Source organism: Mesorhizobium sp. B2-3-14 (assembly GCF_006442175.1).
Lineage (GTDB): Bacteria > Pseudomonadota > Alphaproteobacteria > Rhizobiales > Rhizobiaceae > Mesorhizobium > Mesorhizobium australicum.
The window spans coordinates 44,645-70,506 of record NZ_VFVP01000013.1; the positions used below are offsets into that span (position 1 = coordinate 44,645).

A 25,862-nucleotide genomic window follows, 5' to 3' on the forward strand; every position below is an offset into this window, starting at 1 on the left:
GGTGTTTGCGAATGCGCTTGCGTGGACAGGCCAGTTTCGATATTCGTTGCAAAAAATATACGGATTTTCGAAGGAATCACGAAAAATGCCGCTCGACAGGATTGATATCGCCATTCTTGAGACTTTGCAGAAGGACGGGCGGATGCCGAACGCGGCCCTTGCCGAGAAGGTTGGCCTGTCGCAGTCGGCCTGCTCGCGGCGGCTCGACAATTTGGAGAAGTCCGGAACCATCCGCGGCTATCACGCCCGGCTGTCCAACGCGGCCCTTGGCCATCAGATGACGGCGATCGTTCACATATCGCTCTCCGGCCAGTTCGAAAAGACGCTGTCGGATTTCGAGGCGGCGATCAAACGCTGCCCCAACGTGCTGTCGTGCCACCTGATGTCGGGCGAGTACGACTATATCCTGAGGATCGCGGCCAAGGATCTCGTCGACTACGAGCGCATCCACAAGGAATGGCTGTCGGCGATGCCGCATGTGACGAAGATCAATTCGTCCTTCGCCCTGCGCGAAATCGTCGACCGGACGGCAATGGGTCTGAAGCCGGAGATGGCCTAGAGCCCTATACCGTGGCCGTCTCCGTCACGATCCGATCCATCGGGATGTCGTGCGGCTGCGGATAAATGGTGGCGATGCGCTGCAATTCGTAGCCGACACCGATGACCAGTGGCTTGAACGGCATGGCGGCCAGCGTACGGTCGAAGAAGCCGCCGCCATAGCCCAGGCGATAGCTTGCCGGATCAATGCCGACAATGGGCGAGATGACGATGTCCGGCAGCACCGGATCACCCTCTGCCGGAATCGGGATGTTCCAGACGCCCTTTTCCAACCGGTCGCCCGGTTTGTAGGCGCGGAAGATCAGCGGTTGCCCTTTCTCGACAACGATGGGCAGCGCGGTGCGACCGCCACGCTCATTGACGGACGCCATCCAGGGCCGCAGATCCGGCTCGCCGCGAAACGGCCAGTAAAGGCTGACCATGCGGCCCGCGATCTCGCCGACAAGTGCATCCAGCCCGCCGGCGATGCGTTGCGACATTGCTGTTCGGGCGTCGGCGGAAACTTCAAGCCGGGCGGCGATTAGCCTTTCGCGCTCGGCTTTGCGCCAACGCCGCACGTCGGTCCAGTCGCTGAGTGGTGCCTGGAACGCAGGGTCGAGCTCGTGCATGAAGCAGGGCGGCGAAGAGTATTGCGCCGGGCCCTGGTTGTCATGATCGTTAGCCATGCCTCACCTCATCTCATGTTCGATGACGCTATACCTCGCGATACGATAGAACATGTGCATTCACGACATGGAACGACGAGTCTCAAGCACTGTCCTGATATTGTTGCATTGCACAAGATACCTACATCTAGGGCAGGCAATCTTGCCCATCAGGGGTGAATCAAATGAGCGATGCCAGACATCATGTCGTCGTCGTCGGTGCCGGGTTCGGCGGTCTCGAATTCACCCGCGCACTGGCCGGTGCACCGGTGCGCATTACCATGATCGACAAGCGCAACCATCATCTGTTCCAGCCGCTGCTCTATCAGGTGGCAACCACGGCGCTGGCAACCTCGGAGGTTGCCTGGCCGATCCGCCATCTCCTGCGCAAGCGCAAGGATGTGACGACACTGCTCGCCAATGTCACGGGTGTCGACCGGTCCGGCAAACGCGTTCTGCTCGACGACGGCAGCGCCGTCGCCTACGACACGCTGGTGCTCGCCACCGGCGCGCGCCATGCCTATTTCGGCCATGACGAATGGGAGCCTTTCGCGCCGGGCCTGAAGACTTTGGAGGATGCCACCACCATTCGGCGCCGCATTCTTCTGGCCTTCGAGCAGGCGGAGCGGGAATCTGACCCTGCCAGGCGCCAGGCGCTGCTGACCATTGTCATCGTCGGCGGCGGGCCGACCGGGGTCGAACTCGCCGGAACCATTGCCGAACTGGCACATGACACGCTGCGCGGCGAATTCCGCAACATCGATACGCGCCAGACGCGGGTGGTGCTGATCGAGGCCGGCGACCGCATTCTGGCCAATTTCGCGCCAAAGCTCTCCGACTACGCTCGGAAGGCGCTGGAACGGCTTGGCGTTTCGGTCGAGCTCGGCCGGGCCGTTACGCGCTGCGATGCCGACGGCGTGGTTTTTGGCGACACGATTCTGCCGGCCCGCACGATCCTGTGGGCAGCCGGCGTTGCCGCTTCGCCAGCCGCCGAATGGCTGGAAGCGAAGGCGGATCGGGCGGGCAGGGTGTTGGTCGAGCCTGATCTCAGCGTGCCCGGCAGCCCGGAGATTTTTGTCATCGGCGACGCCGCCCACGTGCTGCGGCCCGACGGGCGGCCCGTGCCCGGCGTCGCGCCTTCCGCCAAGCAGGAGGGACGGCATGTTGCCGCGACCGTCAAGGCCAGGCTTGCCGGCGACACCAGCCCGCGGCCTTTCCACTACAAGCACGCCGGCGATCTGGCGACGATCGGCAAGCGCGCCGCCGCCATTGATTTCGGCTGGATCAAGCTCACCGGTTGGCTTGCGTGGTGGCTTTGGGGCATTGCACATATCTATTTCCTGATCGGTTTTCGCAATCGGCTTGCGGTTTCGCTGAGCTGGCTATGGATCTACGTCACAGGCCAGCGCAGCGCCCGGCTGATCACCCAGGGCGACGACGACAAGACCTGACTTTCTTCACCGCGCCTTTCATCCGGCCGTCATCTGTTGCTGATGGATTGGCGTGCCAATGCGCGCGACTTCTTGAGTGGACTTGAGCTGATTTCAGCGCGAAGTTCGCTTCGGGGCAGGACTCGTCAGGTCGTTGAAGAAGGAGAAAACATGTCGCAACTGCTCCATCCCGTCTCTCGCCGTGGTCTCCTAGCCGGGGCCGCCGCCACAGGGGCGCTGATCGTGCTTCATCCCTTCTCCGCCCGGGCGCAGGCCAACCAGGCGCATCTAAGGATCATGGAAACCACCGATATCCATGTGAACGTGCTGCCTTATGACTACTACGCCGACAAAGCCAATGACACGATGGGCCTGTCGCGCACGGCCTCCCTCATCGACGCGGTGCGCAAGGAAGCCGCCAATTCGATGCTGATCGACAATGGCGACCTTTTGCAGGGCAACCCGATGGGCGACTACATCGCCTATGAGAAGGGCCTGAAGGAGGGCGATCTCCATCCGATCATGAAAGGCATGAACCTGCTCGGCTACGAGTGTTCGACACTGGGCAATCACGAATTCAACTATGGCCTGTCCTTTTTGGACAAGGTGCTGGCCGGCGCCAATTTCCCGTTCGTCTGCGCCAACCTGATCCGGGGTACCGAGCTTGCCGCCAACCCGCGCGACGACAAGCTCTACCTCAAGCCTTACGTAATCCTGGACAAGAAGATCAAGGACGGGTCAGGCTCGGAACAGCCGATCAGGGTCGGCATCATCGGTTTCGTGCCGCCGCAGATCATGGTCTGGGACCTCAAGAACCTCGAAGGCAACGTCAAGACACGCGACATTGTCGAAGCGGCGAGGGCGTGGGTGCCGCGGATGAAGGAGGAGGGCGCCGACATCGTCATCGCGCTCTCGCATTCCGGCATCGACGTCAAGCAGGGTGACATGATGGAGAATGCCTCGTTCTTCGTCGCCGGCGTCGAAGGCATCGACGCGGTCTTCACCGGCCACCAGCATCTGGTCTTCCCCGGCAAGAAAGATTTCCAGGCGCTCGAGGGCGTCGACGCACAGAAGGGGACGCTGCAAGGCAAGCCCGCCGTCATGGGCGGGTTCTGGGGCTCACATATGGGCCTGATCGACCTGATGCTGGAGCGCGACGGGTCGAAGTGGAAAGTGGTCTCGGCGACATCGGAGGCACGGCCGATCTTCGAGCGTGTCGACAACAAGAACAAGCCGACCGTCCCGGACGACAAGCGCATCATCGCCGCTCTCGAGCAGGACCACCAGGCGACGCTCGCCTATGTGCGCCGCCCTGTCGGCAAGACGTCCGCGCCGCTCTATTCCTATTTCGCGCTGGTCGCTGACGACCCGTCGGTGCAGGTCGTCAGCCAGGCGCAAACCTGGTACCTGAAGGACATATTGAAAAGCACACAGTGGAAGGACGTGCCGTTGCTGTCGGCGGCGGCCCCGTTCAAAGCCGGTGGACGCAACGGCGCCGATTACTATACCGATGTGCCGGCGGGCGACATCGCCATCAAGAACGTCGCCGACCTCTACCTCTATCCCAACACGGTGCGCGCCGTGGAAATCACCGGGGCTCAGGTCAAGGAATGGCTGGAAATGTCGGCCGGCATCTTCAACAAGATCGAGGCCGGGAAGGCCGACCAGGTCCTGATCAACACTGATTTTCCGTCCTACAATTTCGACGTCATCGACGGCGTCACCTACAGGATAGATCTGTCGCAGCCGCCGAAATACGATGCCAAGGGCGGCGTCGTCAATGCCGGTTCCAATCGCATTGTTGAGCTTATGTTCGACGGAAAACCGATTGATCCGGCAGCGAAATTCGTTGTCGCGACCAACAATTACCGGGCTGGCGGCGGTGGCAATTTCCCCGACATCAATGCCGCGAAGATCATCTACGAGGCGCCGGACACCAACCGCGACGTCATCGTCCGCTACATCGTCAGCCAGGGCACCATCAACCCGTCGGCCGACGACAACTGGTCGTTCGCGCCGTTGCCGGGAACCAGCGTCGTCTTCGACACCGGCGTCAAGGCAAAGGACGTCATCGCCGATGTGAAGTCGCTGAAGATCGAACCTGCCGGCGAGGGCGAAGCTGGCTTTGCCCGATATCGCATCCTTCTCTGATCAGCCGTCAAAGCTGGATGCGGTCAGCCTTGGAGGGGCCGGCGGCACGAATCGCCTGGCATGACAAGATCCAGCGCATCGATGGAAATGCCGCCCGCAAAAGGAAGTCGACGTGCGTACCCAGCTACGCCTTGTAGACCACCTGGCGCACATCGATGTAGCTGGCTCGGAAGCCGGCTTCGCAATAGTGCAGGTAGAACTCCCAGAGTTTCTTGAAACGATCGTCGAAACCGAGCGGTACGATTTTCTCCCAGGACCCTCGGAAACGCTGGCGCCATTCGGCAAGCGTACGGGCATAGTCCTCGGGGAAAACGCGTTCGCGCAGATGGGCAAGGCCGTGCGCGGCGCCAAGTGATTTCAAGATGGACGGCGTCGGCAGCATGCCGCCCGGGAAGACGTAGCGCTGGATGAAATCCGGCCTGGCGCGATAGGTGTCGTAGGCGGCTTCGTTGATGGTGATGATCTGCAGCCCAGCCATGCCGCCGGGCTTTAGGCAGTCCTTCATCTTGGAGAAGAACACCGGCCAGTATTTCTCGCCGACCGCCTCGAACATCTCGATCGAGGCGATGCGATCGTAGGTGCCCGTTTCGTCGCGGTAATCCTGCAACTTGATGTCGACCTTTTCGGTAAGGCCGGCCTTGGCGATGCGCGCCTTGGCGAAGTCGTGCTGCTCGCGGCTGATGGTCAATCCGGTAACCCGGCAACCGATTTCGCGTGCCGCGAATTCGGCAAAGCCGCCCCAGCCGCAGCCAATCTCCAGCACATGATCTTTCCCGCCTATGCCGGTGTCCCTGGCCAGCGCCCGGTATTTGGCGGCCTGGGCGCTCTCGAGATCGTTGACGCCATTGGCGTAAAGCGCCGAGGAATAGGTCATGCTCGGGTCAAGCCATTCCTTGTAGAAGGCGTTGCCGAGATCGTAGTGCGCCGAGATATTACGCTTCGATCCGGTGCGTGTGTTCTCGTTGAACCAGTGACGGATGCGCTGGACTGTGTTGATGAGCCAGCTGGCGCCGCCGGCAACCCTTTCACCGAAGGCGGAGTTGACCACGAATAATTCCAGGAAGCTGGTGACGTCAGGGCTTTCCCAATCGCCGTCCATATAGGATTCGGCAACACCAATTGTGCCGCCGGAAAAGGCGCGGCCCGGCAGGCGCCAGTTCTTGAGCACCAGTTCGGCATCGGGCCCCGGCGCCTTTCCGCCGACGAGAACGGCGCGGCCGTCCGGCATCCAGACTTTCAGCGAGCCGCGCGGCAGGTTCATCGCCGCCGACAGCACCATGCGCGCCTTGGCCGGCAGGCCCTTGACGATCTCGGCGAAATTGAACTCGTCGAGCCTGACCGCGTCGCCCGGCGCTATGCCATGATGTTCCCCGTGTGTCATTCCAAGCCCCTGGATCTCCGTGGTGCCGGCGCGATCGCCGAGCCGCGGTTCTCTTGGTTCATCCGCCGGGTTCGAACGCCATTGCCTGGTCCCGGTAGCTTGCGGATCCGGCGACAGGCGGGCTCGAACGAAGCGCGCGCCCCTTAGCCAGAGCTTCAGCGCTTCCCGATGAATGCCTGCGCCAATCTTCCACGCCATGAGGCGGAACTTCAAGAGGCATGCCAAGAGCTGGACTGTGCCACGCGGGCGGCTGGCATCCGCCGCCTTGCGGCAGGCTGCTGCCCGAAATCGAAAACGTCTATGGCAGCCGCGGCGCTAGTGCGATAGCTTTAGCCATGCGTTATGTGATTGTCATTGCCGCCATCGCGTTCTTCCTGATCTGGGACGGTCTCTACAATCAGGGCCGGTATCTCGACGTCACGGTCAGGGAACTCTCCCATGTCGTGCGCTACGTCACCGGAAAAGCCTGATATCCCCTCTTGAGATAGCAGCCTGGCGCCTCATTTGAGGTGCTCACCGGTGTGAGACGAGGTCCAGCCCGATCGAGGCGCGTCGCAAGGACGCGTGGCGCCATGACCGGTTGACGCAAAGAGACCGCCGTCACAAAAGACCCCGACATTTCAGATCGAGGAGGCGGGATTGATCCGGCATATCGTTTTCTTCAGCGCGCGCCGCAAGGAAGATGTGGAAGCAGTTCGCACCGGACTGCTGGCGCTTGGGGACATTCCTCATTCCAGTCTCTTCGAGGTCACGTTGAACACCAAGGTCGACCCGCTGTCGGATGAAGTGGATGTCGTCGTCTACGCGGAATTTGCCGATGACGCGGCGCTGGCAGCCTACAAGTCGCATCCGCTCTATGCGCAGACCACCAGCAAGGTCAAACCATTGCGCGAGCTGCGCTATTCCGCTGATGTCGTGGCTGGAAGCTGATCCCGTGCCGGGATAGCCTCATGTCAAGTCCAGTTGCGGCGGAAGGGAAAGTCCACGACTGTTTCAGGTGGTTGTTGCGGGGCCGCCGCCGGCGGCATTGCGATCAAGTCTTGAACCGATCTTCCGAATGATGCACATCGCGCTTCCATGACCTCGTCAGGCATTCATCCGCTCGATCATCTGGTTCTGCCGACGCAGAGCCTCGATGTGGCGCGTGCCCGGCTCAACGCCCTTGGCTTCGTCGTCGCTCCGACCGGCATCCATCCGTTTGGCACGGAAAACTGCTGCGTTTTCCTCGCCGATGGCACCTATCTGGAGCCGCTTGCGATCGGCCGTGAACAGGCTGCGACAGAGGCGGCTGCCGAGGGCAATGTCTTCGTTGCGCGCGATCGCCTCTATCGCGAAAGTCGTGGCAACGAGGGATTTTCCGCGGTGGTGCTTGGCACGGACAATGCCGATGACGACCATGAACGCTATGTCGAAGCGGGTCTGTCGGCGGGAGACAAGCTGAGCTTCTCCCGAGCCTTCACCGACACGGCGGGCAAAAGCGATACGGCGTCATTCAAGCTCGCCTTTGCCGCGGCTCCCGGCCAAACGGACGCATTTCTTTTTGCCTGTCAGCGCATCAACGCGCCGAGAGTAGACCGAGGAGCCTTGCAGGCTCACCCCAATGGGGTCGACGGAATTGTCGAGGTGGTTGCAATCAGCAGCGCTTCCGCCGAGCAGCATCGGCTGATTTCAGTGGCGGTCAATGATCAGGCCGCCGATGCGCACGACGGCGTTTTTCATCTGCCGAACGCGGTCTTGACCGTGCTGGACACCGCCGCTTTCACGGCGAGATTCGGCATACCGGCCGGTACGCCATCAGAATTGCACTTCGCCGCCGTGGTTTTTTCGATCCGCGACATTGGCGCCACCGCAGGTCTGCTTGCGGCCAATGCCGTCCAGCACGATATGTCGGGCAATGACATCATCGTGCGGCCGGCATCTGGGCAGGGCGCAGCCTTCATCTTTCGGGAGATCCCATGAGCAACCCCCTGGCGCCCAATTCGTCAGTAACCGTCGGCAACGTCGTCTTCGACAATGCGGGACCCCTGGCGCTGATCGCCGGCCCTTGCCAGTTCGAATCGCGCCAGCATGCCTTCGACATGGCCGGCACGCTGAAGGAGCTGACCGGCAGGCTCGGCATCGGCCTCGTCTACAAGACGAGTTACGACAAGGCCAATCGCACCTCGCTGTCGGCAACGCGGGGTGCTGGCATGGACGCCGCGCTTCCCGTCTTCGACGAGTTGCGCAAGGAATTCTCGCTTCCCGTGCTGACCGATGTCCACACCGAGGAACAGTGCGCGATCGTGGCGCCGCATGTCGACGTGCTGCAGATTCCGGCCTTCCTGTCGCGCCAGACCGATATGCTGGTCGCCGCCGCGAGGACGGGCAAGGTCATCAATGTGAAGAAGGGGCAGTTCCTCGCGCCCTGGGACATGAAGAACGTCGTCGCCAAGATCACCGGCTCAGGCAATGCCAATGTGCTGACCACCGAGCGCGGCGCTTCTTTCGGCTACAACACGCTGGTGTCGGATATGCGGGCGCTGCCTGTCATGGCCGAGATCGGCGCCCCGGTGATCTTCGACGCCACCCATTCGGTGCAGCAGCCGGGCGGGCAGGGCGGATCGTCTGGCGGGGAGCGCCGCTTTGTCGAGACGCTGGCCCGCGCGGCCGTTGCCGTCGGCGTTGCCGGCGTCTTCATCGAGACCCACCAGGACCCCGACAATTCGACTTCCTCCGACGGTCCCAACATGCTGCCGCTGAAGGATATGCCGGCACTGCTGGAAAGGCTGATAGCCTTCGACAGGATTGCAAAGGGCTGAAAAGCCAATGTCCTGTAGCGGATAAGCCCCGGTTGTAGGCTCGTCCGGCAAATGAGCGCTTTGGCAGGAGGAAGCCAATGTCCGTCGCTCGCGTCACAGAAATCACCTCGTCGTCCAGGAAAAGCTTTCAAGACGCCATCGAGAAGGGAATTGCGCGCGCCGCGAAGACCCTGAAGAACGTCGAAGGCGCCTGGATCCAGGACCAGAAGATCGTCGTCGAGGATGGCAAGATCGCAGCCTATCGCGTCAATATGAAGGTGACTTTCATCCTCGCGGAGTGATTGGGCAGCCCGCCAAAAAAGTCGGGAACTTTCGCCCGCGCCCCTCATTGTCAAAGTGCGGATTAACGACAACGAGGAGCAAACAATGACGACGCAAACAGGCCACACCGAAGCCATTGCCGCTTCGCGAGTCATCGGCACGACCGTCTACAACACCCAAGGCGACAGCATCGGCAGCATCGAGGACGTCATGCTCGACAAGACGTCGAACGGCATCATGTTCGCGGTGATTGGATTTGGCGGCTTTCTCGGCATTGGCGAGAAGTACCACGCCATCCCCTGGGCAAGCCTCGACTATGATGAGGCAAGGGGCGGCTATGTCATACCCTTCTCCAAGGAACAGCTGAAGGCAGCGCCTGCCCATTCCATCAACGAACTGGCCGGCGCGGATGGCGAGAGCGCGCGCGACGAGTCATACGAATATTACAAGGTCGCGCCCTACTGGCATTGACGCCACAATCGAAAAAAGGGGGTCGTTTCCACGGCCCCCTTTTTGATTCAAACGCAACGCTACTCGCTGATGTGCAAAGCCGGCAAAGACGCAATGGCCTTTGGCGGCGACTGCTGGTTGTCGCATGACGTCAGGAACGCCGCGGCGATCAGGAACAGACTGACAATACCGCTCAACTCAGACATGGCGAACCCCTCCTGTTTCGCCCCACGATAACATTCCTAACCCGAAATGCGCGTCCGGTGGCATGACTTATGATGACAGGAAATTGCGCTTCGTGAATCGGGCGGGCGGCACTATTCGATCAGGCCCCGATTGCCTTTTGCGTCGCTTTGGCTAAGACGGGCGCGACGTTTTCTCCAGATCAATCGAGGACATCGCAATGACCGCCATCATCGACATTGTCGGGCGTGAAATCCTGGACAGCCGTGGAAACCCGACCGTCGAGGTCGATGTTGTTCTCGAAGACGGTTCGATGGGCCGCGCCGCGGTGCCGTCGGGTGCCTCCACCGGCGCCCACGAAGCCGTCGAGCTTCGCGATGGCGGCGCCCGCTACCTTGGCAAGGGCGTGCTCAGGGCCGTCGAGGCGGTCAATGGCGAATTGTTCGAGGCGATCGGCGGCATGGAAGCCGAAAACCAGATCCATATCGATCAGACCATGATTGAGCTTGATGGCACGCCCAACAAGAGCCGGCTCGGCGCCAACGCCATCTTGGGCGTTTCGCTGGCGGTCGCGAAGGCCGCGGCCGATGCCGCCGGCCTGCCGCTCTACCGCTATGTCGGCGGCACCAAGGCGCATGTCCTGCCCGTGCCGATGATGAACATCATCAATGGTGGCGCGCATGCCGACAATCCGATCGACTTCCAGGAATTCATGATCCTGCCGGTCGGTGCGCCGACGCTGCGCGAAGGCGTGCGCTGGGGCTCGGAAATCTTCCACACGCTGCGCAAGAAGCTGAAGGATGCCGGCCACAACACCAATGTCGGCGACGAGGGCGGCTTCGCCCCGAACCTGAAGAGCGCGCCGGTGGCGCTCGACTTCATCATGGAATCGATCGAGAAGGCCGGATTCAAACCAGGTGAAGAGATCGCGCTCGGCCTCGATTGCGCCGCGACCGAGTTCTTCAAGGACGGCAACTATGTCTATGAGGGCGAGAAGAAGACGCGCGATCCCAAGGCGCAAGCCAAGTACCTCGCCAAGCTCGCGGCCGACTATCCGATCATCTCGATCGAGGATGGCCTTGCCGAGGACGATTGGGAAGGCTGGAAGTACCTGACCGACCTGATCGGCAAGAATACGCAGCTCGTTGGTGACGATCTCTTCGTCACCAACACGGCGCGCCTGCGCGACGGCATCCGCATGGGCGTCGCCAACTCGATCCTGGTCAAGGTCAACCAGATCGGCTCGCTGACCGAGACGCTGGATGCGGTCGAGACCGCGCACAAGGCTGCCTACACCGCCGTCATGTCGCACCGTTCGGGCGAAACCGAGGATTCGACCATCGCCGATCTCGCCGTCGCCACCAATTGCGGGCAGATCAAGACCGGCTCGCTGTCGCGCTCCGACCGCATGGCCAAATACAACCAGCTGATCCGCATCGAGGAAGAACTCGGCAAGCAGGCGCATTATGCCGGCAAGTCCGTGATCAAGGGCTGATCCGGCCGCACATCGTTGATACGGAGAGGGCGGGACATCCCGCCCTTTTTCATTTCAGGCCGGCATGGCGGTCTCCCGTAACCGTCCGTTAAGCACAATCAGGCGAAAAGACTTCGAGCCGTTTGAGTTCGCGGCACGGGGAATCGGTTATGTGGACGCGTCAGCACAAGCAGAGAAACACCGGCCGGCTGATCATTCCCTCGCTGTGCGTGCTGTTCCTGGCTTATTTCGGCTTCCATGCCTATCACGGTGAATTCGGCATCAATTCGAAATACAAGCTTGAGGCCGAGACGGTTGCGTTGCAGGGTCAGCTCGATGCGATCAAGGCACGCAGGATGGAACTCGAGCGGCGCGTCAAGCTCATGCATGACGGCACGCTGGAGAAGGACATGCTGGACGAGCAGGCGCGCAAGGCACTCAATCTGTCGCAGGCCGACGAGATCACCATCATGCTGCCGGCTCCGGCGAAGTAACCAATTTCAGGTTAATCACCAATATTTTCAATGATTTTAATTGCTTAGGCGCATGCCAGCTATGCAATTTCGACATGGCGGAACGCCTTTCTACGTGTTAGCCTCCCATAAATCGAAGGGGAGGGCGATCTCCCCGGAGCAGTTTGATCTTGCTCCAGTGTCCGCAAAGAGACGCCAACAGGGAGTGATGCATGGCCACCGCAGCCAGAAAAGCGCCTGCCAAATCGAAATCCGACGGCAAATCCGGTCTATCAGCACCCAAGCCTGTTGACTTCACCAAGGACGAAGAGCTTGCCGCCTACCGGCATATGCTGCTCATCCGTCGCTTCGAGGAGAAGGCCGGCCAGCTCTACGGCATGGGCTTCATTGGCGGTTTCTGTCACCTCTATATCGGCCAGGAAGCGGTCGTCACCGGCATGAAGATGGCGCTGATCGACGGCGACCAGATGATCACGGCCTATCGCGATCACGGCCACATGTTGGCGATGGAGCTGTCGCCGCGTGGCGTGATGGCCGAGCTGACCGGACGCCGCGGCGGCTTGTCCAGGGGCAAGGGCGGCTCCATGCACATGTTCTCCAAGGAGAAGCATTTCTATGGCGGTCACGGCATTGTCGGTGCGCAGGTGTCGCTTGGAACAGGTCTGGCTTTTGCCAACCGCTACCGCGACAACAACAATGTCTCGCTGACCTATTTCGGCGACGGTGCCGCCAACCAGGGCCAGGTCTACGAAAGCTTCAACATGGCCTCGCTGTGGAAGCTGCCGGTGATCTACATCATCGAGAACAACCGCTACGCCATGGGCACCTCGGTGTCGCGCTCTTCGGCGGAAACCAATTTTTCGCATCGTGGCGCGTCGTTCAAGATTCCGGGCATCCAGGTCGACGGCATGGATGTGCGTGCGGTGAAGGCGGCTGGCGATCTGGCTACCGAGTGGTGCCGTGCCGGCAATGGGCCGATCATTCTCGAAATGCAGACTTATCGCTATCGCGGCCACTCGATGTCTGACCCGGCGAAATATCGCTCCAAGGAAGAAGTCCAGAAGATGCGCTCCGATCATGATCCGATCGAGCAGGTCAAGGCGCGGCTCATCGAGAAGAAGTGGGCGACCGAGGACGAACTCAAGACCGTCGACAAGGAGGTTCGCGACATCGTCGCCGACGCCGCCGAATTTGCCCAGCACGACGCGGAGCCGGATCCGTCCGAGCTCTGGACCGATATCGTATTGTAAGGGAGGGCCAGGACATGCCGATCGAAATTCTCATGCCCGCCCTCTCGCCGACCATGGAAGAGGGCAATCTTTCCAAGTGGTTGAAGAACGAGGGCGACAAGGTCGTCGCCGGCGACGTCATTGCCGAGATCGAAACCGACAAGGCGACGATGGAAGTCGAAGCCGTCGACGAAGGTACGCTGGGCAAGATCCTGATCGCCGCCGGCACCGAAGGCGTCAAGGTCAACACGCCGATCGCCGTTCTGCTGCAGGATGGCGAAAGTTCTGGCGACATCGACAAGGCCTCCAAGGCGGCTCCCGCCTCGACGCAAGACGCGGTGTCAACTGGTGGGCAGCGCGCCGACGCGGCCGAGGAAGGCTCGCAGCGGGCGCCGCAGGATGCTGGAGAGGCGCCGAAAGCCTCCGTCCCCGCCGCCCCGGTGGTCAACCTCGCTGCCGATCCGGACATTCCTCCCGGCACCGAAATGGTCTCGACCACGGTGCGCGAGGCGCTGCGTGATGCCATGGCCGAGGAAATGCGCCGCGACGGCGATGTCTTCGTCATGGGTGAGGAAGTCGCCGAATACCAGGGCGCCTACAAGATCACACAGGGCTTGCTGCAGGAATTTGGGCCGCGTCGCGTCGTCGACACGCCGATTACCGAGCATGGTTTTGCCGGCGTTGGTGTCGGTGCGGCGATGGCTGGGCTGAAGCCGATCGTCGAGTTCATGACCTTCAACTTCGCCATGCAGGCGATCGACCAGATCATCAACTCCGCCGCCAAGACGCTCTATATGTCGGGCGGCCAGATGGGCGCGCCGATCGTGTTCCGCGGGCCAAATGGCGCGGCGGCCCGCGTCGCGGCGCAGCACTCGCAGTGCTATGCCGCTTGGTACAGCCACATTCCAGGCTTGAAGGTCGTGATGCCGTATACGGCCGCCGACGCCAAGGGCCTGCTCAAGGCAGCGATCCGCGATCCGAACCCGGTCATCTTCCTCGAGAATGAAATTCTCTACGGCCAGTCCTTCGACGTTCCGAAGCTGGACGACTTCGTGCTGCCGATCGGCAAGGCGCGCATCCACAAGGCAGGCAAGGATGTCACCATCGTCTCCTTCGGCATCGGCATGACCTATGCGGTCAAGGCTGAAGCCGAGCTGCGCGGCATGGGGATCGACGCCGAGATCATCGACCTCAGGACTATCCGTCCGCTCGATCTCGACACCGTCATCGCCTCGGTCAAGAAGACCAACCGGCTGGTCGTGGTCGAAGAAGGCTACCCGCAGAATTCGGTTGGCGACCACATCGCCAACCAGGTCTCGCAGCGCGCCTTCGATTTCCTCGACGCACCGGTCATCACCATTGCCGGCAAGGACGTGCCGATGCCTTATGCGGCGAACCTCGAAAAACTGGCTTTGCCGAATGTCGGCGAGGTCATCGAGGCCGTCAAAGCCGTCGCATATCGCTGAACCGGGTGGGAGGACAATATGCCAATCAACATCACCATGCCGGCGCTCTCGCCCACTATGGAAGAGGGCAATCTTTCCAAGTGGCTGGTCAAGGAAGGCGACAAGGTTTCGCCCGGCGACGTGATCGCCGAGATCGAAACCGACAAGGCGACGATGGAGGTCGAAGCCGTCGATGAGGGCACGGTTGCCAAGCTCGTCGTGCCGGCCGGAACCGAAGGGGTCAAGGTCAACGCGCTGATCGCGGTGCTTGCGGCGGAAGGCGAAGATGCCGGCGCCGCGGCGAAAAGCGGCGCCGCCACACCGGCGAAAGCCGAAGCTCCGAAAGCGGATGCGCCTAAAGCCGAAGCGCCGAATGCTGAAGCGCCAAAGGCCGAGGTCGAGGCCCCAAAGGCGCAGGCGGCTCCGGCCGCCAATGGCAACGCGGCTGGCGACCGCACCTTTGCATCGCCGCTTGCCCGCCGTATCGCCAAGGACGCCGGCGTCGACGTCTCTGCGGTCACCGGCACCGGCCCGCACGGCCGCGTGGTCAAGGCTGACGTAGATGCCGCGATTGCCGGTGGTGGCGCCAAGGCGGCACCGGCTGCCAAGGCTCCGGCCGGCGCGCCTGCCTCCGCCCCGGCGGTAAAGGCGATGTCGGACGAGCAGGTGCTGAAACTGTTCGAGGAAGGCTCCTACGAACTCGTCCCGCACGACAATATGCGCAAGACCATCGCGCGGCGCCTGGTCGAAGCAAAAACCACCATCCCGCATTTCTATCTGACGCTCGACTGCGAACTCGACGCGCTGCTGGCTTTACGCACTCAGCTCAATGCCGCGGCACCGGTGAAGAAGACCGACAAGGGCGAGGCTCCCGCCTACAAGCTGTCGGTCAACGACATGGTGATCAAGGCGATGGCGATGGCGCTGAAGGCGGTGCCGGATGCCAATGCCTCATGGACGGAGAGCGCCATGGTCAAGCACAAGCATGCCGATGTCGGCGTCGCCGTTTCGATCCCCGGTGGCCTGATCACGCCGATCATCCGGCATGCCGACGAAAAGACGCTGTCGGTCATCTCCAACGAGATGAAGGACCTGGCCAGCCGCGCCCGCAGCCGCAAGCTGAAGCCGGAAGAATATCAAGGCGGCACGACGGCCGTTTCCAATCTCGGCATGTTCGGCATCAAGGACTTTGCCGCCGTCATCAACCCGCCGCATGCGACGATCCTGGCGGTCGGCGCCGGCGAGGAGCGGGCGGTGGTCAGGAACGGCGAGATCAGAATAGCCACCGTGATGTCGGTGACGCTGTCGACTGACCATCGTGCGGTTGATGGCGCGCTGGGAGCCGAACTGCTGGTCGCCTTCAAGAAGCTGATCGAGAATCCGATGGGCATGCTGGTCTAGGAAAGGGAAAGGCTGTGCGGATATTCTTCACCAGCCTTTTCGCCTTTTTGATTTCCGGCTTGGCCGGCGGCCTTATCGCGCAATGGTTGGCTGTCGCCACCGGCGCCGAGGAAGAATACATCATCGTCTTCATGTTCTCGGTGTTGGTGACTTTTGTCGCCACCTTCATCTTCTTCGTTGCGCAATTGACGAACGATCCGGTCGCGGCCGTTGCCAGGGCGGGCAAGTGGACGCTGATTGCCTTTGTGGCGCTTCTCGTCCTGCTGGTCGCGCTGATCCTCTACAGCGACAGCAGCGCCGCGGTGGTCAGGAAAGACATACCGATGGTTGCCGGTCTCGGTCTGCCGGGCCTGGTGACGATCGTCATCCATTGGTTGTTCGTACGCTGGCGCGTGAAGCGCGACGTGGCCGACACAAAGGCAGGTTGAACGGATGAAGACGGTGCTTTGTTACGGCGACTCGCTGACCTGGGGCTACAATGCCGAGGGCGGCCGTCATGGGCTCGGGGATCGCTGGCCAAGCGTCCTGCAAGCAGGCCTCGGCGGAGGCGTTCAAGTCGTCGCCGAGGGGCTCAATGGCCGCACCACCGCCTTCGACGATCATCTGGCCGGAGCCGATCGCAACGGCGCGCGGCTGCTGCCGACAGTGTTGACGACGCATGCGCCGATCGACCTGATCGTCATCATGCTCGGCGCCAATGACATGAAGCCATGGATCCATGGCAACCCGGTTGCCGCCAAGCAAGGCATCCAGCGGCTGATCGATATCGTGCGTGGCCACGACTATCCGTTCGACTGGCCGGCACCGCAGATACTGATCGTTTCGCCGCCTCTTGTCAGCCGCACCGAAAATGCCGACTTCAGGGAGATGTTCGCCGGCGGCGATGAGGCCTCGAAGCAGCTTGCGCCGCAATACGCCGCACTCGCCGACGAGGTCGGCTGCGGCTTCTTCGACGCTGGCACGGTGGCGCAAACAACACCTCTCGATGGCGTCCACCTCGATGCCGAGAATACGCGAAACATTGGCGAGGCGCTGACGCCGGTCGTGCGCGTCATGCTGGAATTGTGATTGAAGGAGAAAACCCGTGGCTGAGAACTATGACGTCATCATCATCGGCTCCGGTCCCGGCGGCTATGTCACCGCGGTGCGCTCCGCCCAGCTCGGCTTCAAGACGGCGATCGTCGAGCGCGAGCATCTAGGCGGCATCTGTCTGAATTGGGGCTGTATTCCGACCAAGGCGCTGCTGCGGTCGGCCGAGATCATGCATTATTCCGATCATCTGAAGGATTACGGCCTGAAGCTCGATGGCGGCAAGATCAGTGCCGATACCGCTGCCGTCGTCGATCGGTCGCGAAAAGTGTCGCTCAGGCTCAATGGCGGCGTCGCCTTCCTGATGAAGAAGAACAAGGTCGACGTCATCTGGGGCGAGGCCAAACTATCCAAGCCCGGTGAGATCGTGGTTTCTAAGACGGCCAAGAAGCCGATGGAGCCGCAGCCGCCGGTACCGAAAGGCGTCAAGGGCGAGGGCACCTACACCGCCAAGCACATCATCCTGGCGACCGGCGCCCGGCCGCGCGCTCTGCCCGGCATAGAGCCGGACGGCAAGCTGATCTGGACCTATTTCGAAGCCATGGTGCCGAAGGAGATGCCGAAGTCGCTGCTGGTGATGGGCTCAGGCGCCATCGGCATCGAATTCGCCTCCTTCTATCGCACAATGGGCGCCGACGTCACGGTCGTCGAGCTGCTGCCGGCGGTGATGCCGGTCGAGGACGCAGAGGTCTCGAAATTCGCGCAAAAGCAGTTCGAGAAGCAAGGCATGAAGATCATCCTCGAGGCCAAGGTGACCAAGGTCGAGAAGGGGGCGAACTCGATTACCGCGCATGTCGAGATGAAGGACGGCAAGGTCGAGAAGATCACCGCCGACCGCATGATCTCGGCCGTTGGCGTCCAGGGCAATATCGAGAACCTCGGACTTGAAGCACTTGGTGTTAAGACCGAGCGCGGTTGCGTGGTCATCGACGGGTATGGCAAGACCAATGTGCCTGGCATCTACGCCATCGGCGATGTCGCCGGTCCGCCCATGCTTGCTCACAAGGCCGAGCACGAGGGCGTCGTGTGCGTCGAGAAGATCGCGAACTTCCCCGGTGTTCACGCCACGGACAAGCTCAAGATCCCTGGTTGCACCTACTGCAATCCGCAGGTCGCCTCGGTTGGACTGACGGAAGCAAAAGCCAAGGCCGAGGGCAAGGATATCCGCGTCGGCCGGTTCCAGTTCGGAGCCAACGGCAAAGCCATTGCGCTTGGGGAAGACCAGGGCTTCATCAAGACCATCTTCGACAAGAAGACCGGTCAGTTGCTCGGCGCACACATGGTCGGCGCCGAAGTCACGGAACTGATCCAGGGTTTTGTCGTGGCGATGAACCTCGAAACCACCGAGGAAGAGCTGATGCACACCATCTTCCCGCATCCGACGCTATCCGAGATGATGAAGGAAAGCGTGCTAGACGCCTATGGCCGCGCCTTGAACGCATGATAGATTCCCCGCGGGAGACTCAGCTGTCGAAGCCGTGGGATCTCGACGGCGAGGCAGTTCGTTTCCCAATGCATTTTTACTGGCGCAAGGAGAAGGCATATGCACTTGAACGGCGTGGGCTGGATCGCAGCAATCATCATCGGCGGCCTGGCAGGCTGGTTGGCCGAAATGGTCATGAAGAGCAACACCGGCATATTCATGAACATTATCATGGGCATCGTTGGCGCGGTGGTGCTGAATGCAGTCCTGCAGGCCCTCAACATCGGCGTATTCGGCGTCGGCTGGACCGCTTATCTGATCACCGGATTCATCGGTGCCTGCCTGCTGATCTGGGTAGGTCGCCTGGTGCGCCGTTAGTCGATATCGTTTTCGGCTATGCGAAAACGGTTGTAGCGGCATGCGCCGCTGCAGCCTTTTTCTTTGTCCCGAAAAGTCCTAGATGACGTTAAAGTGACGATCGCCGACGGGCGGTCGCAAGAAAGGCCAGGGTTCAGATGGTCACTGTCCTCGACACGATCGCCAACGCGCCGCGGCTGCGGCATCCCGAGAAGGCCCACAAGCCCGACCAGGAGGTATTGCGTAAGCCGGACTGGATCCGCGTCAAGGCGCCGGTGTCGAAGGGATATGCCGAGACACGGGAGATCGTGAAATCGCACAAGCTGGTGACCGTATGCGAAGAGGCCGGTTGCCCGAACATCGGCGAGTGCTGGGAAAAGAAGCACGCCACCTTCATGATCATGGGCGAGATCTGCACGCGCGCCTGCGCCTTCTGCAATGTCGCCACTGGCATCCCGACCGCGCTCGACTCCGACGAGCCCGCGCGTGTCGCGCATGCCGTCAAGCAAATGGGCCTCAGCCACGTCGTCATCACCTCCGTTGACCGCGACGATCTCGACGATGGCGGTGCTCAGCACTTCGCCGATGTCATCCGTGCGATCCGGGCGGCAACGCCTCTGACGACGATCGAAATCCTGACGCCCGATTTCCTGCGCAAGGAAGGCGCGCTGGAGATCGTCGTGGCGGCCAGGCCCGATGTCTTCAACCACAACCTCGAAACCGTGCCGTCGAATTATCTCAAGGTCCGGCCGGGCGCCCGCTATTTCCACTCGATCCGGCTGCTGCAGCGGGTCAAGGAACTCGATCCGTCGATTTTCACCAAGTCCGGCATCATGGTCGGCCTTGGCGAGGAGCGGAACGAAATCCTGCAATTAATGGACGATCTGCGTTCGGCCAATGTCGACTTCATGACCATCGGCCAATACCTGCAGCCGTCGAAGAAGCACCACCCGGTGATCCGCTTCGTCACGCCGGAGGAATTCAAGTCCTTCGAGACGATCGGCAAGACCAAGGGTTTCCTGCTGGTGGCATCGAGCCCGCTGACACGCTCTTCGCACCATGCCGGCGACGATTTCGCCCGGCTGCGCGCCGCGCGCGAAGCGCAGCTCCAGAAATTGATCTAACGCCGGTTTCATGCCGAAATTCGAAGCCACCCGACGCGTCGCCCACACGCCTGAGCAGATGTTCGCGCTGGTCGCCGACATCGAAACTTACCCGCAATTCCTGCCGCTTTGCGAAGCGTTGGCGGTCCGCTCGCGCAAGGAGCGTGACGGCCGCACCATCCTCGTGGCCGACATGAGCATCGGCTATAAGGCGATCCGGGAGACTTTCACGACGCAGGTACTGCTCAAGCCCGACGAACACGCCATCGACGTGAAGTATATTGACGGCCCGTTCAAATATCTGAGCAATGTCTGGCGGTTCGAGCCGGATGGTGCCGGTTGTGCCGTGCGCTTCTTCATCGACTATGAATTCAAGAGCCGCATCCTGGGTGCGCTGATGGGCACGATGTTCGATCGTGCCTTCCGCATGTTCGCCGAAGCTTTTGAAAAGCGCGCCGACATCATCTACGGCAAGAAACCGGCGGCCTGACTCTCGCCAAGCGCCTGCAAGCCGATCTCAAGTGAATGATGGACCGTTTCCCGGCGGATGAAGTCACGGCCATTGCCGGCAAACAGCTTGCGTTCAGCCGTCACGGGTCGGCCGTTCACCGCAACGCCAAACCAGACCAGCCCGACCGGCTTTTCCCTGGAACCGCCACCCGGACCGGCAATGCCGGTGACGGCCAGCGCCAGCCCGGCACGCGAACGGGCGAGCGCTCCTGCGGCCATCTCGATGGCTGTCTCGCGGGAGACCGCACCATGCACGTCGAGCGTGGCGGCGCGAACGCCGAGCATGTCCATCTTGGCTTCATTGGAATAGGTGATGAAGCCGCGATCGACCACGGCGGAAGAACCGGCAATGTCGGTCAGCGCGGCGATGATCATCCCGCCGGTACAGCTTTCCGCGGTCGCCAGCATGATGCCGCGCTCCCGGCACGCCTCAAACAGGGCGGTTGCCAGTTCGCTGTTGGTCATTCCGGAACCTCGCCTGGAAACACCACACTGGCGGTGGCGATCGCCGCGATACCTTCCTCGCGGCCGACAAAGCCGAGCTTCTCGTTGGTTGTCGCCTTGACCGAGATGCGGTCGGCGGAAATGCCCAGCATCAGCGAAAGGACTGATGTCATCGCCTCGCGGTGCGGGCCGACGCGCGGCGCCTCGCAGATCAGCGTGATATCGGCATTGGCGATGCGTCCGCCGCGCTCGCGCACCAGTCTTGCCGCATGTTCGACGAATATCCGCGATGCAGCGCCTTTCCACTGCGGATCGGACGGAGGAAAGTGCGTGCCGATGTCGCCGGCCCCGCAGGTCGCCAGCAGCGCGTCGGTCAGGGCGTGCAGGCCGACATCCGCGTCGGAATGGCCCGACAATTTCCTGTCATGCGGGATGGCGACGCCACAAAGCGTAACATGGTCGCCGGGCTCGAAGGCGTGGACATCATAGCCATTGCCGGTGCGGATGTCGGGAAAGTGTGTCCGCTCGCTGGAAAGTCGCTGGTGCGCCATGGCGATGTCCCGTGCCCATGTGAGTTTGACATTGTCGGGCGATCCAGGAACGAGCTTCACCGGCATTTGCATCCATTCGGCGATCGACGCGTCGTCGGTAAAGTCGGATTTGCCGCTGTTATAGGCTTGCTCATGCATCGTCATGATCGCGAGGAAGGGAAAGCCTTGCGGCGTTTGCGCCGCGTGCAGCCCGCTCCGTGGCACCGTTTCGCCGACCATGCCGGTCGCCGATTCGCGTTTCAGTGTGTCGGCGACCGGCAGGGCGGGAAGCGCGCCTTCACGTTCGCCGATGGCCGCGATGGTGCGGTCGATCAGATCCATGTCGACAAAGGGGCGCGCGGCGTCGTGGATGAGGACCTTGTCCGGCGCGTAGCTTCTCAGCGCCTGTAGCCCGAGCCGAACCGAATCCTGCCTGGTGGCGCCTCCGGCAATTGCCGTTACCCGATCCGCATCGGTTCCGACGGCTTGCTGAAAAAGCTCGCGGTCTTCGGCATGGATGGCCACGACGACCCGGCCGATGAGCGGGTGCGCCAGAAAAATGTCTATGACACGAGCGATGACGGCGCGTCCGCCAATTCGTTGATACTGCTTAGGACCATCGGCTTGTCCGGCGCGCGCGCCGCGACCGGCCGCGACGATAACCACCGCGACTTTGCCACCCGGATCCGGAGCCTGATTTTCGGTTGCGCCAGTCATGCAGTCCGGTCCTAGTCGCGGCCAAGGCCGAAGGCCAGCATTTTCCCAATTGCGCCTTAATGTGGCGTCATTCCGCGTTGCACATTTCTCTCGATCTGGCTAGAGAATGTGCAACGAATGGACGTGCTTGGTTTTTGTGCATGGTTAACTTGACCGGATTGGCCCAGTCTCTCGACGTCGGCGGCGTCAGAATACGCAACCGCGTCTTCCTCGCGCCAATGTCGGGGATCACGGACGAGGCGTTCAGGCAGCGCGCCCATGGGCATGGCGCAGGCCTGGTCGTGTCCGAAATGGTGGCCAGCGGCGAACTCGCCAAGGGCAGGGCGGGTTGTGGCCTGCGGATACGCCACTCCGGACTGCCCGTCCATATGGTGCAGCTTGCCGGGCGCGAGGCCATGCATATGGCCGAAGGCGCGCGGATCGCCGCCGGCGAGGGCGCCGACATCATCGACATCAACATGGGCTGCCCGGCCAAGAAGGTCACCGGTGGCTATGCCGGTTCGGCATTGATGCTGGATCTCGACCACGCGCTCTCGCTGATCGAGGCCGTGGTAGGCGTGGTCAAGGTGCCGGTGACGGTCAAGATGCGGCTGGGTTGGGACGAAGGCGCGCTCAACGCTCCTATCCTGGCGCGCCGGGCCGAGCAGGCGGGCGTCAGAATGGTTACGGTCCATGGCCGCACACGCTGCCAGTTCTACCAGGGCAAGGCGGACTGGCGCGCCATCGCTCGCGTCAAGGAGGCTGTCTCCATTCCGGTCGTCGCCAATGGCGATGTCTGCTCCCCAAGCGAGGCAGCCGCCGTTCTCGAACAGTCCGGCGCCGATGCGTTGATGGTCGGCCGCGCCCATTATGGCGCGCCGTGGGTCGCCGGCGGCATCGCTGCGGCTGCCACCGGGACATTTTCGCCCGGCATTCCCGAGACCCCGCAAGCGCTTACCGATTATGTCGTCGCCCACTACGAGGACATGCTGGCGCTTTACGGCATCGAGAGCGGCCTGCGCCAGGCGCGTAAGCATCTGGGCTGGTATCTCGACCGACATGCCGAGGGTGTCGCTGGCGAGAGTAGGAAAGCGATATTGACCGCGTCCGAACCGGCCCGCGTCATTGCCTTGCTGCGTGACGTGTTTTCGCGCGATCCGCAAACCTTGAACCTGCGGAGCGCCGCATGACCGCAACCCCTGGCCAAGGCGTTGAAATGGCGGATGCTGCCCAGATCGTACTAAACACGATCCGCCGCCCGGTGATCATGATCAGCGAGGAAGGCTTCATCACCTTCGCCAATGCCGATGCCGAGGACTTCTTTCGCTCCAGCGCGACCATGCTGGCGCGCAACACCCTGTCCAAGCTCATACCCTTCGGCAGTCCGCTGCTGACACTGGTCGACCAGGTGCGCGAGCGCCGCGCGCCCGTCAACGAATATCGGGTCGACGTTTCGTCGCCGCGCCTCGGCATCGAAAAGGTCGTCGATCTCTATGTCGCGCCGGTGCCGGAGTTTCCGGGCTCCGTCGTGGTCATGTTCCAGGAGCGGTCGATGGCCGACAAGATCGACCGGCAGATGACGCATCGCGGCGCCGCGCGCTCGGTGACCGGTCTGGCGGCGATGCTGGCGCATGAGATCAAGAACCCGCTCTCCGGTATCAGGGGGGCGGCTCAGCTGCTCGAGCTGTCCGCTTCCGATGAGGATCGCGCGCTGACGCGGCTGATCACCGACGAGACGGACCGTATCGTATCGCTGGTCGACCGCATGGAGGTGTTTTCCGACGAGCGGCCGATCGACCGCTATCCCGTCAACATCCATGTGGTGCTCGATCACGTGAAAGCGATCGCAAAGAACGGTTTCGCTAGGAAAATCAAGATACTGGAGGACTATGATCCATCATTGCCTCCGGTATTTGCCAATCGCGACCAGCTGATCCAGGTGTTCCTCAATCTAATCAAGAACGCCGCCGAGGCAATCGGCAGCGACCCCCAGGGCGAGATCGTGCTGTCCACCGCCTTCCGGCCCGGCATTCGCGTCTCGGTCCCGGGGACGCAGGACCGCGTGTCGCTGCCGCTGGAGTTCTGCGTGCGCGACAATGGTTCCGGCGTGTCGGAGGATATCCTGCCGATCCTGTTCGATCCCTTCATCACCACCAAGCCGAACGGCTCGGGGCTCGGGCTGGCGCTGGTCGCCAAGATCGTCGGTGAACATGGCGGCATCATCGAATGCGATTCGACGCCGCGCGCGACAACATTCCGGGTTCTGATGCCGGCCTGGAAGGAAACGGCGCTTGGCGCTGATCAAGACGGTGAAGGAGACCGCAAATGACCGTTCGCGGCAATATTCTGGTCGCCGACGACGACGCTGCGATCCGCACCGTTCTCAATCAGGCCCTGTCGCGTGTCGGTCACGAGGTGCGCGTCACCTCCAACGCGTCGACTCTGTGGCGCTGGGTGGCGGCCGGCGAGGGTGATCTCGTCATCACCGACGTCGTGATGCCGGACGAGAACGCTTTCGACATGCTGCCGCGCATCAAGAAGGCGCGGCCGGAACTGCCTGTCATCGTCATGAGCGCCCAGAATACCTTCATGACGGCGATCCGCGCTTCCGAAACGGGCGCCTATGAATATCTGCCGAAGCCTTTCGATCTGACCGAACTCCTCAACATCGTCAACCGCGCTTTGTCCGAGCCCCGGCGGCCGAAGATCGATGCCAGGCAAGAAGAGCCGCCCGAAACGATGCCGCTGGTCGGCCGTTCGGCAGCCATGCAGGACATCTACCGCATGCTGGCGCGCATGATGCAGACCGACCTGACGGTGATGATTTCGGGCGAATCGGGCACCGGCAAGGAACTGGTGGCGCGCGCGCTGCATGAATATGGGCGCCGTCGTGGCGGCCCGTTCGTTGCCATCAACATGGCGGCTATCCCGCGCGATCTCATTGAATCGGAACTGTTCGGTCACGAGAAGGGCGCCTTCACCGGCGCGCAGAGCCGCTCGACCGGTCGCTTCGAGCAGGCGGAGGGCGGCACGCTGTTCCTCGACGAGATCGGCGACATGCCGATGGAGGCGCAGACGCGCTTGCTGCGCGTCCTGCAGCAGGGCGAGTACACGACCGTCGGCGGCCGCACGCCGATCAAGACCGATGTGCGCATTGTCGCCGCCACCAACAAGGACCTGCGTACGCTGATCAACCAGGGCCTCTTCCGCGAGGATCTTTTCTACCGTCTCAATGTCGTGCCGCTCAGGTTGCCGGCCCTGCGCGAACGCTCCGAGGATGTGCCCGATCTGGTGCGCCATTTCTTCAAGCTCGGCGAAATGGAGGGGCTGCAGACCAAGCGCATCTCTTCCGGCGGCATCGAACTGATGAAGCGCTATCCCTGGCCAGGCAATGTGCGCGAGCTGGAAAACCTGGTCCGCAGGCTCGCCGCGCTTTATTCGCAGGACGAGATTTCCGCCGAGATCATCGAGACGGAGCTCAAGACAGGCGAACGCCCCGTGGTACCAGGCGGCGGCAACCTCATTCCCGACGATCTTTCCATCGGGCAGGCGGTGGAGCACTTCCTGCAGCGCTATTTCGCCTCCTTTGCAGGCGAATTGCCGCCTGCCGGTCTGTACGAGCGCATCCTGTCCGAAGTCGAATATCCGTTGGTGCTGGCTTCGATGACGGCAACCCGCGGCAACCAGATCAAGGCCGCGGAGCTCCTGGGACTCAACCGCAACACCCTGCGCAAGAAGATTCGCGAGTTGGGCGTCAACGTTTACAAGTCCTCCCGCCAGACCTGAGCCCGCGCTGCATACAGGATCTTTTCAGGGGACCGGCCGGGGAAAG

Annotated in this window: 28 protein-coding genes; 23 read left to right on the forward strand and 5 right to left on the reverse strand. The window is 61.9% G+C overall.

Going from position 1 to position 25,862, the window contains the following annotated elements; all coding sequences use genetic code 11:
• The first annotated feature begins 85 nt into the window (after positions 1-85).
• On the forward strand, positions 86-559 hold the full coding sequence (locus tag FJ950_RS25680) for an Lrp/AsnC family transcriptional regulator (RefSeq protein ID WP_015317948.1): 474 nt from the start codon (positions 86-88) through the stop codon (positions 557-559).
• 4 nt (positions 560-563) lie between these two features.
• Here the strand turns inward: FJ950_RS25680 and FJ950_RS25685 are convergent, their stop codons facing one another.
• Entirely contained in the window at positions 564-1,223 is a 660-nt protein-coding gene (locus tag FJ950_RS25685; protein ID WP_140619572.1) for a 5-formyltetrahydrofolate cyclo-ligase, read from the reverse strand.
• A gap of 164 nt (positions 1,224-1,387) precedes the next feature.
• Here FJ950_RS25685 and FJ950_RS25690 point away from each other — a divergent pair, with 164 nt between their 5' ends.
• Complete coding sequence (locus tag FJ950_RS25690) at positions 1,388-2,653, forward strand: NAD(P)/FAD-dependent oxidoreductase (RefSeq protein WP_140619574.1); 1,266 nt, start codon at positions 1,388-1,390, stop codon at positions 2,651-2,653.
• A 150-nt stretch (positions 2,654-2,803) separates the two neighbouring features.
• Complete coding sequence (locus tag FJ950_RS25695) at positions 2,804-4,783, forward strand: bifunctional 2',3'-cyclic-nucleotide 2'-phosphodiesterase/3'-nucleotidase (protein ID WP_140619576.1); 1,980 nt, start codon at positions 2,804-2,806, stop codon at positions 4,781-4,783.
• Positions 4,784-4,907: 124 nt separating this feature from the next.
• Here FJ950_RS25695 and FJ950_RS25700 read toward each other — a convergent pair whose 3' ends face one another.
• On the reverse strand, positions 4,908-6,164 hold the full coding sequence (locus FJ950_RS25700) for a cyclopropane-fatty-acyl-phospholipid synthase family protein (RefSeq protein WP_140619578.1): 1,257 nt from the start codon (positions 6,162-6,164) through the stop codon (positions 4,908-4,910).
• A 335-nt stretch (positions 6,165-6,499) separates the two neighbouring features.
• Between FJ950_RS25700 and FJ950_RS30135 the strand changes: the two genes are divergently transcribed.
• The 6 genes from FJ950_RS30135 to FJ950_RS25725 all read left to right on the forward strand — a co-directional run bounded on the left by FJ950_RS30135 (position 6,500) and on the right by FJ950_RS25725 (position 9,694).
• Positions 6,500-6,634 carry a hypothetical protein gene (locus FJ950_RS30135; RefSeq protein WP_023773660.1) on the forward strand — a complete coding sequence of 45 codons (135 nt, stop codon included), beginning with the start codon at positions 6,500-6,502 and terminating at the stop codon, positions 6,632-6,634.
• 169 nt (positions 6,635-6,803) lie between these two features.
• Entirely contained in the window at positions 6,804-7,094 is a 291-nt protein-coding gene (locus FJ950_RS25705) for a Dabb family protein (RefSeq protein WP_015317942.1), read from the forward strand.
• A 147-nt stretch (positions 7,095-7,241) separates the two neighbouring features.
• Positions 7,242-8,123 (forward strand): VOC family protein, encoded by an 882-nt coding sequence (locus FJ950_RS25710; RefSeq protein WP_140619580.1) that lies wholly within the window; start codon positions 7,242-7,244, stop codon positions 8,121-8,123.
• Positions 8,120-8,962, forward strand: coding sequence for a 3-deoxy-8-phosphooctulonate synthase (gene kdsA / locus FJ950_RS25715; RefSeq protein ID WP_140619582.1), 843 nt, complete (start codon positions 8,120-8,122; stop codon positions 8,960-8,962). Before FJ950_RS25710 ends, kdsA begins: the two co-directional genes overlap by 4 nt.
• Before the next feature lie 77 nt (positions 8,963-9,039).
• A complete protein-coding gene (locus FJ950_RS25720) occupies positions 9,040-9,243 on the forward strand; it encodes a dodecin family protein (protein ID WP_015317939.1) in 204 nt (67 codons plus the stop codon).
• 85 nt (positions 9,244-9,328) lie between these two features.
• Positions 9,329-9,694, forward strand: a complete 366-nt coding sequence (locus tag FJ950_RS25725) for a PRC-barrel domain-containing protein (RefSeq protein WP_015317938.1) — start codon at positions 9,329-9,331, stop codon at positions 9,692-9,694.
• Positions 9,695-9,753: 59 nt separating this feature from the next.
• On the opposite strand, the gene FJ950_RS30140 is transcribed toward FJ950_RS25725, so the two are convergent.
• Complete coding sequence (locus FJ950_RS30140; protein WP_140619584.1) at positions 9,754-9,879, reverse strand: hypothetical protein; 126 nt, start codon at positions 9,877-9,879, stop codon at positions 9,754-9,756.
• 197 nt (positions 9,880-10,076) lie between these two features.
• Here FJ950_RS30140 and eno point away from each other — a divergent pair, with 197 nt between their 5' ends.
• The 11 genes from eno to FJ950_RS25785 all read left to right on the forward strand — a co-directional run bounded on the left by eno (position 10,077) and on the right by FJ950_RS25785 (position 20,340).
• The gene (gene eno, locus FJ950_RS25735) at positions 10,077-11,351 is read left to right on the forward strand and encodes a phosphopyruvate hydratase (RefSeq protein WP_140619586.1); all 1,275 of its coding nucleotides are present in this window, start codon (positions 10,077-10,079) and stop codon (positions 11,349-11,351) included.
• Positions 11,352-11,500: 149 nt separating this feature from the next.
• Positions 11,501-11,824 carry a septum formation initiator family protein gene (locus tag FJ950_RS25740; RefSeq protein ID WP_140619588.1) on the forward strand — a complete coding sequence of 108 codons (324 nt, stop codon included), beginning with the start codon at positions 11,501-11,503 and terminating at the stop codon, positions 11,822-11,824.
• Positions 11,825-12,015: 191 nt separating this feature from the next.
• Positions 12,016-13,053 (forward strand): pyruvate dehydrogenase (acetyl-transferring) E1 component subunit alpha, encoded by a 1,038-nt coding sequence (gene pdhA / locus FJ950_RS25745; protein WP_140619590.1) that lies wholly within the window; start codon positions 12,016-12,018, stop codon positions 13,051-13,053.
• 14 nt (positions 13,054-13,067) lie between these two features.
• A complete protein-coding gene (locus tag FJ950_RS25750; RefSeq protein WP_140619592.1) occupies positions 13,068-14,498 on the forward strand; it encodes a pyruvate dehydrogenase complex E1 component subunit beta in 1,431 nt (476 codons plus the stop codon).
• Positions 14,499-14,516: 18 nt separating this feature from the next.
• Positions 14,517-15,878: a pyruvate dehydrogenase complex dihydrolipoamide acetyltransferase gene (locus FJ950_RS25755; RefSeq protein ID WP_140619594.1), complete on the forward strand. Its 1,362-nt coding sequence runs from the start codon at positions 14,517-14,519 to the stop codon at positions 15,876-15,878.
• 14 nt (positions 15,879-15,892) lie between these two features.
• Positions 15,893-16,306: a hypothetical protein gene (locus tag FJ950_RS25760; protein WP_140619596.1), complete on the forward strand. Its 414-nt coding sequence runs from the start codon at positions 15,893-15,895 to the stop codon at positions 16,304-16,306.
• 4 nt (positions 16,307-16,310) lie between these two features.
• Complete coding sequence (locus tag FJ950_RS25765) at positions 16,311-16,946, forward strand: SGNH/GDSL hydrolase family protein (protein WP_140619598.1); 636 nt, start codon at positions 16,311-16,313, stop codon at positions 16,944-16,946.
• 16 nt (positions 16,947-16,962) lie between these two features.
• A complete protein-coding gene (gene lpdA / locus FJ950_RS25770) occupies positions 16,963-18,411 on the forward strand; it encodes a dihydrolipoyl dehydrogenase (RefSeq protein WP_015317929.1) in 1,449 nt (482 codons plus the stop codon).
• A gap of 99 nt (positions 18,412-18,510) precedes the next feature.
• Positions 18,511-18,768, forward strand: a complete 258-nt coding sequence (locus tag FJ950_RS25775; protein WP_140619600.1) for a GlsB/YeaQ/YmgE family stress response membrane protein — start codon at positions 18,511-18,513, stop codon at positions 18,766-18,768.
• A 137-nt stretch (positions 18,769-18,905) separates the two neighbouring features.
• Positions 18,906-19,871: a lipoyl synthase gene (lipA, locus tag FJ950_RS25780; RefSeq protein ID WP_015317927.1), complete on the forward strand. Its 966-nt coding sequence runs from the start codon at positions 18,906-18,908 to the stop codon at positions 19,869-19,871.
• A gap of 10 nt (positions 19,872-19,881) precedes the next feature.
• Positions 19,882-20,340 (forward strand): type II toxin-antitoxin system RatA family toxin, encoded by a 459-nt coding sequence (locus FJ950_RS25785; RefSeq protein ID WP_015317926.1) that lies wholly within the window; start codon positions 19,882-19,884, stop codon positions 20,338-20,340.
• On the opposite strand, the gene FJ950_RS25790 is transcribed toward FJ950_RS25785, so the two are convergent.
• Together FJ950_RS25790 and FJ950_RS25795 are read right to left on the reverse strand one after the other, a co-directional pair.
• Positions 20,316-20,825: a CinA family protein gene (locus FJ950_RS25790; protein WP_140619602.1), complete on the reverse strand. Its 510-nt coding sequence runs from the start codon at positions 20,823-20,825 to the stop codon at positions 20,316-20,318. The two genes, FJ950_RS25785 and FJ950_RS25790, sit on opposite strands and share 25 nt — an antisense overlap.
• Entirely contained in the window at positions 20,822-22,051 is a 1,230-nt protein-coding gene (locus tag FJ950_RS25795; protein ID WP_140619604.1) for a bifunctional 2-C-methyl-D-erythritol 4-phosphate cytidylyltransferase/2-C-methyl-D-erythritol 2,4-cyclodiphosphate synthase, read from the reverse strand. Before FJ950_RS25795 ends, FJ950_RS25790 begins: the two co-directional genes overlap by 4 nt.
• Before the next feature lie 140 nt (positions 22,052-22,191).
• On the opposite strand from FJ950_RS25795, the gene dusB reads away from it, so the two are divergent.
• Genes dusB through ntrC form a run of 3 tightly spaced genes read left to right on the forward strand, consistent with a single transcriptional unit; the run spans position 22,192 to position 25,816 of the window.
• Entirely contained in the window at positions 22,192-23,220 is a 1,029-nt protein-coding gene (dusB, locus tag FJ950_RS25800; RefSeq protein ID WP_140619606.1) for a tRNA dihydrouridine synthase DusB, read from the forward strand.
• Positions 23,217-24,359, forward strand: coding sequence for a nitrogen regulation protein NR(II) (locus tag FJ950_RS25805; RefSeq protein ID WP_140619608.1), 1,143 nt, complete (start codon positions 23,217-23,219; stop codon positions 24,357-24,359). The genes dusB and FJ950_RS25805 overlap by 4 nt, the downstream gene beginning before the upstream one ends.
• Positions 24,356-25,816: a nitrogen regulation protein NR(I) gene (ntrC, locus tag FJ950_RS25810; protein WP_023783973.1), complete on the forward strand. Its 1,461-nt coding sequence runs from the start codon at positions 24,356-24,358 to the stop codon at positions 25,814-25,816. Before FJ950_RS25805 ends, ntrC begins: the two co-directional genes overlap by 4 nt.
• Positions 25,817-25,862 lie beyond the last annotated feature (46 nt).